The following is an 11,845-nucleotide window of genomic DNA, read 5'->3' on the forward strand; positions in this document are numbered from 1 at the left end:
TTTTTTTGCGCTCTGTTTGACTAGACAACAGTGCTAATAAACTGTCATAATTTCCGACTGCGTCAAAACAATGTAGATCAACGCGCAACTACTCTAACTGACCAGATCAGCCGCTATCGCGGGTAAAAACCAGTCTAAGCCGGAGGCAGCCAGGGTGTAGCCAGCCGTGTCGATGACCTTAGCTGACGGTTTTTGTCAGGTTAGGTCATCGGACGAGCTTGGAGACGTCTGAACTGTGACGGCTTCAAGTCGAGGTTCAAGACCGCTCCTCAGGCTTGGACCGGTCCCCACAGCAGGCGAAATCCCTGGCTGCCGCAGGCGACTAGGTTTAGACCAGTTAACGGCGGTTCTGCCAGTTGATCTCATCGGTTAACCAGCGATCCAGCCAATGTGGTACCAGCCGCGTCTTTGGTCCCGTTGCTGGCCGATTGATGACCAACATCAGCTGGAGCATCGTGAAGATTAGCGATGCGCGCCGCCGGTATGCCAAGTATTTTGGCTGCCAGGTGGTCACGTACTTTTCCTTATACGCCCGTAAGCCTTGGAAACTGTAAACGCTGGACCCGTACTGATAGATCAGGTGGGCCGCCCGTTCCTCAATAAAGCTGAAGTTCGAGACGCCTACGTTGGCTAGGGGAGCCATCCCCAGATTAAAGGCGGTATAGCCTTGATCACGGCACAGCTCGAATAGGTACACGAATAGTCCGTCCATGATGCCGGAGGGGGCCGCGTGACTCTCACGCATCAAATCAATCGACGTCATCTTCCGATCGCCCGTAGGCATCAGATTGGCAAACGCCACGATTTCACCGCTAGCATTCTTCATCACGGCGATTGGCGCTTCGTCGAGGTAGGTTCGGTCAAAGAATCCCATCGAAAAGCCCTTCTCCGTCTGATCACCCAACCACGAGTTAGAAATCGCCTGCAGCGTTGCAAAGTCTGCGTCACTGAATGGGGGCTGCTGAATCTCACAGGTATACCCCTCACGACGGAACTTGTTGACCAGCGCCCGTTCTCCACGATGAGCCTTTCCCACCAGATTAAATGTGGTCAGGTCGACATGACCCTCTTCCCCCACCTTGATGAAGTCAAACCCCATCTCGTGTAGCCGTAGTGTCAGCGATTCACTGATTTCGTAGAAGACGGGCCGCAATCCGGCCAGGTCTGTATCGTGCATGAACTGCTTGAGCGCCGGCGCTAATTTTTCCTGATTACCAATGGGTTCGCCCATAACCAGAAGCTTATCGGCTCGCTGCCGAAATAAAAGCAACAGTTGGTCTTCACCATCCTCCTGGTAAAAGTACAGGCGCTTGTCCCGCAAGAAGGCTAAATGACTGACCTCGTTGCCACCAAACCGCCGAATCAGTGCGCGCACCCGCGGCCCATCAAACGGCTGCCGCAACCACGCCTGCCGTGAACGTGCCAGGTAGCGATAGATGCCCAAGAGGATCAGCAAGGCTACCAGCAAGCCACCCAGGCCGTTCAGCCATACCTGCATCGACGGTACCAACCAACTCTGCGGTAGCCATGGCCGATGGTTCCCCTGAAACATGTACAACCCTAATACGGTATACAACAGGAACGTGCCCACATAAATACTGCCATCGATCAGCAGGCCGCCCCAGGAATAGTGGAAACCCTCGCGGTACAGCTCCGGCCGTGCAAAGATGAGGCAGGCCAGCACCAATCCCAGTAGAACCGCCAAGCCCCCGGGAAAGTTCTCCCGCCAGAGCGTGTTACCAATGGCGATTGCTAACACTACGAGCGTTGGCCAAAAGACCCGTTTGACTCGTGCCCCAACCCCCCGGGCCAATCCAATTAGGAGAAAGGCCACGATAATATTGGAGACTTGATCCAGGAAGTAAAACATATAGGGCACCAACCGAATATAGAGATGATTGGTTAAGACCACGTCTGGAATCGTCGCGTACAGGAGCATCATCACACCAGAGAAATACATAAAGGTCGTCACGAATAGGTGTGCGCCCCGCCGCAGAGCTGCGACCGGCAAACCATTTAAGAAGCGGTTGATCTTACGACCGGCATCGTGGAAGAACAGGCCGACCCCCACGCCAAACGGGAAGAGATAGTAGAATAGCCGATACAGTAACAACCACCCCGCCGCATCCGCGCGACTGACCCCTAGCATCCCCAGACCTAGGATCATGAAGACGTCAAAACTCCCTAAACCACCAGGAATCATCGAGACGACCCCCGCGACCGAGGCCACCACAAACATCGGAAATACAGCGACTAAATTTAACGGTAGATTCAGTGTCCAACCAATCAGGAGAAAGAAGAGCGCACAACCACCCCACTCCAGACTGGACCCAATGATCAAGCGCAGCTCACGCGTCCAGGTCAAGTCCTTAAAAAACTCGCTGTCATTGAATCGCGTGAAGAAGAACAAGCCTGGAAAGTACAGGCCACCACCCAGCAGCCAGAACCAGTACCCCTGATACGGTTGGCCAACGTTAAACCCAAAGAGCAAGAGGAGGGCAACCCAACACGACAGGGACAGCCCGGCCAACAGGAACAGCGCAATTTTTGAAATGGCATACACCACCTGTTTCTTCGTGGCCGACGCCGAGTAGAAGTTCGCTCGCAGGCTCGCCCCGAGGAGACCGCCCATCCCCATGAGGTTGGTGAAGGTGTTGGTCACCCAGCCACTCCGAACGATGTACCCCGTCGAGAACTTACCGGGTAAGAATTCCACGATAGTGAAGTCGTAGATCAGCATTGGCAGGACCGCCACAAAGCCCCCCACTAGGAGGAGGCCCAACGTTCCCCAACTTAACGACGCTAGGACTGATTGCACCTGCTGCCCACTGACCTCATGCGCCACACGCCCAATTTCTCGGATAATAAAGAGCAGCACGGAAAACATAAAGAGCCCTTTAATCAACGTCATGTGTTTTTGAATGCCCGACCATAGTCTTTTCCCCATCATAAAATCCCCCCGTAGTTCTTCATTATCGCAATGGCCCAGACGAAACACAATCAAGGCAGAGCTGGAATCAGCCGTTAGGTTACCTGACTTACTATACATCAAAGGAGCCGACGTCCCCACGCCCGGCTCCTTTGGGTAGTCCATGCTGATCGGCACTACCCACTATATTAACTTGTTGTTTCTCCATACTCCGTTGACCAATTGTGCTATCACTCATCAGATTCTATTTCCCATAACCGCATTCCCCAATGCGATTCTCGCCGTGACTCACGCAAGCCGGTTCTCCCGGAAAGGACCGTCCCCCTCAGGTGGTGCGTCAAGCTAGACGTTCAATTGCCGTCAGCCGGTCTATGCGCCATGACCATCCCTCAAAAGACTTTTGTCACGCCACAATCCGTCCGGTTGCCCCTAAAAAAGTTCAACTGCAATTGACTGTTTTAATCATAGCTGAACCGGTCTACTTTAAAAACTTACCCTAAAAGAAATTATTCTGAGATTTTCTCAGATTGGCCATCCGCTCGAGGCAACGTCACCACAAATTGACTCCCCTGCGGCACGTTGTCGCCAACGGTAATGGTCCCGTGATTCAGATGCACCAACTGGTCAACGATCGCCAAACCTAACCCGGTGCCCGCAATTTCTGGCGTTCGCGCCGGATCAGCACGATAGAAACGTTCAAAGATATGCCGCTTATCCGCCGCACTGATCCCCATCCCCTCATCCTTAACCCGAATGATCTGGGTGGTCGCCGTCGTTTCTAAGTCAACGGTAATGACCGACGTAGCGGGTGAGTATTTGGCAGCATTATCGAGCAAGGCCGTCAACACCTGCTCAAGACTCTCTGCAGCCCCTAGAATCACAGCTGGCGACTGATTGCCGGTTACGCGCAGTGTCTGGTGAAGGAGAGGCCGTTCACGCGTTGTCGCCGCGGCAATCACGTCCTGTAGATCAACGGGCGCCAGCTCCAAAACAGCGCGGTCAGCTCGCGACAGCGTCAGCAGACTATCCACCAAATTCTTCATCCGCATCGACTCATCACTGATATAGGCCAATGACTGTGGAATAATCTCCGGATGGTCCGCCGCACGTCGCTGGAGAAGCTGCACTTGGGTCAGGACCGCGGCAATCGGTGTCCGCAGCTCATGGGCTGCATTCGAGGTGAACTGCCGCTCCTGAGCGGTGTGTGCATTGACCGTCTCCAAAAGCGCGTTAAAGCTCGCGGCCAACTGATTGACTTCCACCGGTTGCGCCGGAACGGGCAGAGCAATCCGCCATTCGCGCTGATGGGCCTGCTCCTGTGCCGCAGTATTCAGACTAGCCAATGGCTGTGTGAGTTTTCGAGCGACCGATCGGACGTAAAATCCTCCAATCAAGATTGTTGCCACCATAACCAGCAGCACCACAATCGCCACCGACAACAGGGTCACCACGATTGGCATGAGGTTTAGCCAAATTTCCAAGCGATTTCCATGATAGTAACTTTCTCGATAATACGTCAGCCCGTACTCCGGCGCATAGCTGATATTTCGAATGCCCAACACCCGGTGAGGCTTATGACTTAGAAAGTCGCGAGTATAGGGCGAGTAGTAGTATTTAACCGAGCTATCACGGGGGTTCGTCACCCGGACGTTGGTCTCAAAGGTATCGATGGCACTGTATCGCCGCCACCAGTACCAGTCGGGCTGGTCATCGATTACCGAGTGTTGAAGCCCCTTCATCAACCGGGTCGCTGAATCCTGAGTCTGGCGAATCTGCTGGTAACCGACCACCGTGATGATGGCGGTCCCCATGAGCAGCGTTGCCAAAATAAGCAGCCGAATCACCCGTTTATGAATTTCTCCGGCCGTTGTTTGTGCTTTAGCCATTCGCGCTCACCCCAGATATTCCGTGGAAAGGACGTAACCCACGCCACGCACCGTGTGAATCAAATCATTGACGTGTCCCGCCGCGAGCTTGTGTCGCAGGTAGCGGATATAAACGTCAACAATGTTGGGTTGCCCCTCAAAGTCTACGCCCCAGACCTGATCCAGCAAATCATCCCGGGTCAGTGTCTCCCCCGCATTCTTCATGAGGCAGAGTAACAGATCGTACTCACGTTGCGTCAATTGGATCAACTCGCCACCGTTTCTGACTTGACGACTGCGCGTGTCGACCATTAGCTGACCCACGTGGAGTTGCTGCGTGGCTGGCGTTGTCGCTTGACGGTGCCGCAAGATAACGCGAACCCGCGCAAGCAGTTCTTCCAAATCAAACGGCTTGGTGATGTAGTCGTCCGCCCCGGTATCCAGCCCCGTGACTTTATCACTGACGTAGTCGCGCGCAGTCATCATGATTACCGGTAAGTCATCGTTACGTCGAATCCGCCGCAACACCCCGAGCCCGTCCAGCTTGGGTAGCATCCAATCTAGAATGATCAGATCCAGTTGCCCCCGATTATTTTCATAGACTTCAAGCGCACTGCGGCCATCCTTAGCGTTAAGCACCGTGTACCCCTCGAACTGCAGATCCATGCTGACCGACGCCAGTAGCGCCGCATCGTCCTCCACCACTAAAATCATGTCACTCATTGCAGATCCCCCTAGCTTTCGTATCATTAAGTTCAGCTTACGCCACTACAGTTTCTCTGACCACTGTACGGGTAAATCTTCAGGTTTTCTAAAAGATCTATAAATTCTTTGATACGAAACGGCGCGGGAGACTAATCGGCTACCTAAATTTGGCCAAAAAAAGAGAGCCTGGCATTTTAGCTCAGACTCTCTGTCGTTATCATGATTTAGCTTGATACGGGTGTGCCTTCATCAACGTTGCGTAGTGAACCAGCTCGTCAAAGGCTGCCGCCAAGCGCTTCGCAAAGTGATCACTGTTTGGCGCTGTCTTGACGAGTGTGCCGTCAGCTGTGAAGTTGGGTTCGGCATTCCACAACAGGACTGGGGCGGGCAAGACCATCATCTTTAACATCTGGAGAATTTCAACGACGGATGCGGCGGCCAGTGCCCCACCATCACTATACTTGGAGTAGGTCACGATTTGAACCGGCTTGTGATCGGTCTCGGGACCCACAAAGTCTAAGGCATTCTTGAGGCTCCCCGTAATGGCATGATCGTACTCCGGACTGAGAATGACATAACCATCCTGAGCCTTTAATACGTTCAGCCACTGCTCTTCGATTGGTGCCAGGCCTTGGATGGCCTCGGACAACGGCGTCTCTGCGTGGTCGTAAAATGGCAACGGATAATCTTTCAGATCAATCCACGTAAAGTCAACGTCCGCAGTGGGCATTGCCTGTTGTAGGTACTTGAACAACTTTTCACCGAGCGAATTCGTCCGGGTACTACCAAGAATAACACCAATTTTTACTGACATGGGGAGGACCTCCTAATTAATTAATAACGTGTGTTAGCTTACCATGGGGGTTAACTAAATACAATGAAAATTAATCAATCATCTGATAACTAAAAGTAAGTAAATCCATCGTTATCCCCGGAGTATCAGGCCTGTTACTAACTTAATGTAAGTACATACTTTTTTCGTATGGCATCGTAATTGTCTAAAAAAAGTGACCGGCGCATCCGCCGATCACTCACAACTAACTTAACCTAATCCGACTGGTGGCAAGCCCAACGATACCACCGTCAGCAACGCCATCGCTAGCCAGGAACACTGCCAGTCGCGGGTAGCTTGATAGATACCCGCAACAACGCCACCAACGACCAGCGCTGACAGATTATCGCTCAGTGACCCCCAGGAAACCAAGATGTAGCAAATGATTGGCAACAACACCGCCGCCCATTTCGGAAAATCCGGCAGCCGGTTGAGTCGTTCTTGTAAGATTCCCTGTAATACCCATACGAACAGTAGTGACGCCACGAACACGGCGAAGCCACCCAATAAAAGCTCGACGGTCAGCCCCGGAATCAGAGGTACCGTCAGCGTAGATGGCGTTAGCGTAAAGGCAATGATTGCCAACGCAACGCCGCCTAAACTCGTGCTCGCCAACGTCCACCACACGTGACGTGGTGTAATGACTTGTCGGAGCCACAGACTTGTGTGATACCGATAAAACCACCAGATAGCGAGGGCGCTGAGCACCATCAATACCAACGTGACCAGAATTCGAATGCCCGCGTTATTGATCATACCGTGGGCGCCGGGCCACCGTACCAATCCCAATACGGGTATGCTTGAAATCAGTAGTAATACATATAAACTCAAAGCAAAACCGCTCCAAAACCATAATTGCGGCAAAATCCCCTTGTGCATCCTAAGCTCCCCTTTTCCCCAATCAATATGTAATCCCAAGGGTGGTCGCAGCGAGACACGACTCCCTAGAAACCCTCGGGCCCCATTATAGGCTGGCAATCTAAACGTTAGCTTACCCCGGCTAACGGCTTAACTCCCAGAATGGTGATGAAAAACAAAAAGCCGCCACCCGGAGGCAGCGACTTCTTTATTTTCGAAGTGTAAGTGATTACTTAAGAGTAACCACACCACCAGCGGCTTCAAGCTTTTCCTTGATGTCGTTAGCTTCGTCTTCTGAAAGGCCTTCCTTGATGACAGATGGTACGTTGTCAACAAGACCCTTAGCGTCCTTCAAACCTAAACCAGTGATTTCACGGACAGCCTTGATAGCCTTAACCTTAGCGTCACCAGATTCAGTTAATTCAACGTCGAATGAATCCTTGGCAGCAGCGTCGCCACCAGCAGCACCGGCTGCAGCAACTGGTGCAGCAGCAGAAACGCCGAATTCGTCTTCGATACCCTTAACTAAGTCGTTAAGGTCAGTAATTGATGCTTCTTTAAGAGAAGCGATGATAGCATCTTTATCAAAAGCCATGTTATTTTCCTCCAATAATTGGGTTTTATATTTTATGTTTCAATTTGAATCTGGGACTTAGGCTGCGTCGCCTTCGTCACCCTTTTCAGCAATAGCCTTAACAGCGTAAGCCACGTTCCGTACTGGTGCTTGTAAGACATTAGCCAGCATAGAAAGAAGATCTTCACGACTAGGTAAGGTAGCGTAAGTGTTGATTTCGTCAACGGAGACAATCTTGTCTTCGATGAAACCACCCTTGATTTCAAGGTCATCAACACCATCAGCAAATTTCTTCAAAACCTTAGCTGGGGCAATTGCATCCTCGTCAGAGAAAGCAACGGCAGTAGGACCAGCGAAAAGATCGTTAAGACCTTCGTAACCAGCCTTTTCAGCAGCCCGAACCAAAATCTTGTTCTTGATAACGCTCATATGAACGCCTGCTTCACGCAATTGCTTCCGTAATTCAGTTGCTTCTTCAACAGTTAAACCACGGTAGTCAACAACGATAGCACTGACGGCGTTGTTGAATTTTTCAACAACCTCATCAACCTTTTTTGCTTTGATAGCAATAGCTTGTTCACTCAAATTATTTCACCTCCCGGAAAAGTTTGGTGGGATAAAAAAATCCCTATGCCACCAAGACATAAGGAGTCAAAAGTTTAAGTAAACTTCTGCCTCGGCAGGAAATTAAGACCATTAGGCCACCTGAGTCTTAGGTAGGATCTATTAAATACAACTTCAATAGCATACAATACTTCGACATTACTGTCAATGCACTGCAAGGGATTTTTTTAATTCACGTTTTAACTTAGGCTAATAAAGAAGCCAAGTCAACGTCGACGCTAGGGCCGAACGTTGAAGAAATTGAAACGTGTTGAACGTAAGTCCCACGTACAGCAGCTGGACGAATGCGAACAATCGTTTCAGCAATGGTCTTCAAGTTGCCGGCAAGCTTGTCAGCATCAAAGGAAACCTTACCAAATGGAACAGCAACGTTACCATCCCGGTCAGTCCGGTAAGTAACTTGCCCGTTCTTAGCATCGGAAACAGCCTTTTCAACGTTCATCGTAACAGTCCCCGTCTTAGGGTTAGGCATTAAGCCCTTAGGTCCTAAGACCCGACCTAAACGACCAACTTGGGCCATCATGTCTGGCGTTGCAATAGCAACGTCAAAGTCCAACCAACCGTCTTGGATGCGTTCTACTAAGTCTTGTTCACCAACAACGTCAGCACCAGCTGCTTCAGCAGCCTTAGCTTGGTCACCCTTAGCGAATACGATTACCGTGGTTTCCTTACCGGTACCATTTGGCAATACTAATGCGCCACGGAGTTGTTGGTCCGCTTGCTTCGTGTCAACGTTAAGCTTGAAGGCAACTTCAACAGTTGCATCGAACTTAGCGAAATCCATCTTCTTAACTAAATCAACGGCGTCGCCCATGGTGTAGACCTTGTCAGCCTCGACCAATTTCGCAGCGTCTTGATACTTTTTACCTCGTTTGTGAGCCATTTTGTGTATTCCTCCTTGCAAATGTGGTTGTAACGGATAAACCTCCCACTTGACACATTTCATTTTCGTGAAGTGTCCGACTATCCGAAAACTGAGCTTAACCTTCGACCGTGAAGCCCATGCTCCGGGCAGTACCTTCAATCATGCGCATAGCTGCTTCAACATCAGCTGCGTTTAGATCTTGCATTTTAGTTTCAGCGATTTGCTTAACTTGATCCTTGGTTACCGTAGCAACCTTCTTCGTGTTAGGTTCGCCGGAACCACTTTCAACACCAGCAGCCTTCTTCAACAGCGTTGCTGCTGGAGGAGTCTTAGTGATGAAATCAAAGGAACGATCTTCATAGACACTGATCACAACAGGAATGATCATACCAGCTTGGTCAGCGGTACGAGCGTTGAATTCCTTAGTGAAGCCCATGATGTTGATACCTGCTTGACCTAAAGCTGGTCCAACTGGGGGAGCTGGGGTTGCTTTACCCGCAGGAATTTGTAATTTAACGACATTAGCTACTTTTTTAGCCACGAGACAATACCTCCTTGAGTCCGTGTGTGGTAAGTGGGGCTGTTAGTTTGCCCCTCCCACTTTGAAAAATATGCATCACGCATACCTGAGAATCATACCACACTTTACTAACTGCAACAAGTTCTTTTCTGAAAAAGCCGGATTAACCCAGGATAGGGTCGACTTGATCGAAGTTGAGTTCTGTACTGGTCTCCCGACCGAACATGTCGATGTTGACCTTCAACTTCATCTTTTCGTTGTCGACTTCCGTGATCTTACCAACTAAGCCGCTGAAGGCACCATCCACGATGGTTACGGAGTCGCCAGGTGCAACGTCCAATTCAGCGTGACGTGCAGAGATCCCCACACGACGTAAGATACGTTCCACTTCGTCAGGCAACAGTGGCGTTGGCTTACTACCTTGACCATGGGAACCCAAGAACCCAGTAACCCCAGGCGTGTTCCGGACAATGTACCAAGCTTGGTCACTCATGACCATTTCGACTAAGACGTAGCCAGGGAAGGTCTTTTCCATCGTGACCTTGTCCTTACCATTCTTAACTTCGTGTTCTTCTTCTTCAGGAACAACGACACGGAAAATGTTGTCCTGCATCCCCATTGATTCGGCACGGGATTCCAAGTTTGCCATAACCTTGTTTTCGTATCCGGCGTACGTGTGTAGTACGTACCATTGCTTTTCAGCTGACTCAACCATGTGTGGTGCACTCCTTTAATAATTGACTTTTTCGTCCAAAATAAAAAAACTCCGCAATACACGAAGTTCCTGTTGCTACTTAATATACCATATCTGGCCGTATTTGACCACTGACAATTCACCTAGGCGATGAACTTTAAGCCGTACTGAACGATCCAGTCAACGACCGCGAAGAAGATCGCGAAGAGCACGGAAATGCCAATAACGGTACCAGTATCGTGCCGCGTTTGCTTAGGACCAGGCCAAGAAACTTGCTTCATTTCCTGTCCGACCGCCTTAAAGAAACGGAATAAACGCATGGTGTTGCCTCCTAATAAATTGTAGTGTTTTGGCGTTACGATCAGTCACATTAACGGGTTTCGCGGTGTAACGTATGTTTCCCACAAACCTTACAGAACTTCATAACCTCTAGACGCTTAGTGCGGGTCGCACTTGCTGTGATGGTGTAATTTCGCGACCCACATACTGAACAGGCCAGAGCAATTTTCCTTTGAGCCATCTTGCCACCACCTTTAATCAAATCATGTTCAACTCATACTGGTGTAGTTTACCATTGTCTTTCCCGCCCGTCAATCATTCGGCAAAGACTTCACGGAGCTTTATCTGACTCCTGTGAGCCGCACTGGTGACTTGAGCTAGCGACAGGGCCCGCGCCTGACTGATTCCCTGTAAGGACTGTCCCTGCAGGAGGTCGTTGAAGACACCGCGTTCAATGCCAGATAGACGTTCCCCTACCTGACGAACCGCATCCTTCACCTCTAGGCTCTCCCGCAGCACCCACCGAGCATCCCCGACCGTGTCACAGATAAATACGCGATTGGCTTCCAGGGAGACTGCCAAACGATCTTCAAGGCGCTTCTGCGTCTGACTCTGGCGAATCAAATCGTACACCCGAAACAAGAGTGCTCGTCGGTAGAAGGCACCAAAGCTCTTCATTCGCGCGATCTCGTACCGTTGCACAACGCGACAGAATACCAACAAGGCCTCCTGATTCCAATCATCAAGGTCGTGGTCGGGAATGAAATACTTGCTCTGAATCTTAAACAGCACCGGCCGATAGCGTTCAAATAGCACCAGTAATGCGGGCGAATCCAGCGATTCACGGATGAGAAAGAGGAGCTGTGTATCACTTAATTCGATCAATGGGAAAGCCTCCTTATTGGGTCTATTTCTAGTCTAAAGGAGGCCCTCCCCATTGCCGAGCGAACGGACGTTTAAATAAAATTTATCTTTTTATAATTGCATCTATCTACCAACAATCTCTAGTTAGTGTGCGCTCGGCCTTAATCGTCGATAGCCATCACCGCTCAAATCGTTAGTTAGCCTAATTCACTGGTTCTAAAATATCTGTTGTTGGT

Annotated in this window: 13 protein-coding genes and 1 other annotated feature; all 13 genes read right to left on the bottom strand. The window is 50.4% G+C overall.

Annotated elements, in window-relative coordinates:
• Positions 1-337 precede the first annotated feature (337 nt).
• The 13 genes from mprF to FD07_RS02050 all read right to left on the bottom strand — a co-directional run bounded on the left by mprF (position 338) and on the right by FD07_RS02050 (position 11,630).
• Positions 338-2,947: a bifunctional lysylphosphatidylglycerol flippase/synthetase MprF gene (mprF, locus tag FD07_RS01995; protein WP_027825855.1), complete on the bottom strand. Its 2,610-nt coding sequence runs from the start codon at positions 2,945-2,947 to the stop codon at positions 338-340.
• A gap of 488 nt (positions 2,948-3,435) precedes the next feature.
• Positions 3,436-4,815, bottom strand: coding sequence for a sensor histidine kinase (locus FD07_RS02000; protein ID WP_020088146.1), 1,380 nt, complete (start codon positions 4,813-4,815; stop codon positions 3,436-3,438).
• A 6-nt stretch (positions 4,816-4,821) separates the two neighbouring features.
• The gene (locus tag FD07_RS02005; RefSeq protein ID WP_020088145.1) at positions 4,822-5,517 is read right to left on the bottom strand and encodes a response regulator transcription factor; all 696 of its coding nucleotides are present in this window, start codon (positions 5,515-5,517) and stop codon (positions 4,822-4,824) included.
• A 199-nt stretch (positions 5,518-5,716) separates the two neighbouring features.
• Positions 5,717-6,313, bottom strand: coding sequence for an NADPH-dependent FMN reductase (locus FD07_RS02010; RefSeq protein WP_020088144.1), 597 nt, complete (start codon positions 6,311-6,313; stop codon positions 5,717-5,719).
• A gap of 228 nt (positions 6,314-6,541) precedes the next feature.
• A complete protein-coding gene (locus tag FD07_RS02015; RefSeq protein ID WP_155823014.1) occupies positions 6,542-7,162 on the bottom strand; it encodes a hypothetical protein in 621 nt (206 codons plus the stop codon).
• Positions 7,163-7,418: 256 nt separating this feature from the next.
• Positions 7,419-7,784, bottom strand: coding sequence for a 50S ribosomal protein L7/L12 (rplL, locus tag FD07_RS02020; RefSeq protein WP_020088142.1), 366 nt, complete (start codon positions 7,782-7,784; stop codon positions 7,419-7,421).
• A gap of 57 nt (positions 7,785-7,841) precedes the next feature.
• Complete coding sequence (gene rplJ / locus FD07_RS02025; protein ID WP_020088141.1) at positions 7,842-8,348, bottom strand: 50S ribosomal protein L10; 507 nt, start codon at positions 8,346-8,348, stop codon at positions 7,842-7,844.
• 25 nt (positions 8,349-8,373) lie between these two features.
• Positions 8,374-8,498, bottom strand: a sequence feature (ribosomal protein L10 leader region).
• Between the two features lie 73 nt (positions 8,499-8,571).
• A complete protein-coding gene (gene rplA / locus FD07_RS02030) occupies positions 8,572-9,270 on the bottom strand; it encodes a 50S ribosomal protein L1 (RefSeq protein WP_020088140.1) in 699 nt (232 codons plus the stop codon).
• Positions 9,271-9,367: 97 nt separating this feature from the next.
• Positions 9,368-9,793 (bottom strand): 50S ribosomal protein L11, encoded by a 426-nt coding sequence (gene rplK, locus FD07_RS02035; protein WP_020088139.1) that lies wholly within the window; start codon positions 9,791-9,793, stop codon positions 9,368-9,370.
• Between the two features lie 142 nt (positions 9,794-9,935).
• Positions 9,936-10,487, bottom strand: coding sequence for a transcription termination/antitermination protein NusG (gene nusG, locus FD07_RS02040; RefSeq protein ID WP_020088138.1), 552 nt, complete (start codon positions 10,485-10,487; stop codon positions 9,936-9,938).
• Positions 10,488-10,609: 122 nt separating this feature from the next.
• Positions 10,610-10,786, bottom strand: coding sequence for a preprotein translocase subunit SecE (gene secE / locus FD07_RS02045; RefSeq protein WP_020088137.1), 177 nt, complete (start codon positions 10,784-10,786; stop codon positions 10,610-10,612).
• 50 nt (positions 10,787-10,836) lie between these two features.
• A complete protein-coding gene (gene rpmG, locus FD07_RS12075) occupies positions 10,837-10,986 on the bottom strand; it encodes a 50S ribosomal protein L33 (RefSeq protein ID WP_081624552.1) in 150 nt (49 codons plus the stop codon).
• Between the two features lie 74 nt (positions 10,987-11,060).
• A complete protein-coding gene (locus FD07_RS02050) occupies positions 11,061-11,630 on the bottom strand; it encodes a sigma factor (protein ID WP_020088136.1) in 570 nt (189 codons plus the stop codon).
• Positions 11,631-11,845: the final 215 nt, after the last annotated feature.

This window comes from Levilactobacillus parabrevis ATCC 53295 (assembly GCF_001434055.1).
In the GTDB taxonomy this organism is placed as follows: Bacteria; Bacillota; Bacilli; order Lactobacillales; family Lactobacillaceae; genus Levilactobacillus; species Levilactobacillus parabrevis.

What these genes read in the sequence shown, in the direction of transcription:
- FD07_RS02010 (WP_020088144.1), bottom strand. Translation starts at nt 6,313, where the DNA reads ATGTCAGTAAAAATTGGTGTTATTCTTGGTAGTACCCGGACGAATTCG.
- FD07_RS02000 (WP_020088146.1), bottom strand. Translation starts at nt 4,815, where the DNA reads ATGGCTAAAGCACAAACAACGGCCGGAGAAATTCATAAACGGGTGATT.
- rplA (WP_020088140.1), bottom strand. Translation starts at nt 9,270, where the DNA reads ATGGCTCACAAACGAGGTAAAAAGTATCAAGACGCTGCGAAATTGGTC.
- rplL (WP_020088142.1), bottom strand. Translation starts at nt 7,784, where the DNA reads ATGGCTTTTGATAAAGATGCTATCATCGCTTCTCTTAAAGAAGCATCA.
- secE (WP_020088137.1), bottom strand. Translation starts at nt 10,786, where the DNA reads ATGCGTTTATTCCGTTTCTTTAAGGCGGTCGGACAGGAAATGAAGCAA.
- rpmG (WP_081624552.1), bottom strand. Translation starts at nt 10,986, where the DNA reads ATGGCTCAAAGGAAAATTGCTCTGGCCTGTTCAGTATGTGGGTCGCGA.
- FD07_RS02005 (WP_020088145.1), bottom strand. Translation starts at nt 5,517, where the DNA reads ATGAGTGACATGATTTTAGTGGTGGAGGACGATGCGGCGCTACTGGCG.
- mprF (WP_027825855.1), bottom strand. Translation starts at nt 2,947, where the DNA reads ATGGGGAAAAGACTATGGTCGGGCATTCAAAAACACATGACGTTGATT.
- nusG (WP_020088138.1), bottom strand. Translation starts at nt 10,487, where the DNA reads ATGGTTGAGTCAGCTGAAAAGCAATGGTACGTACTACACACGTACGCC.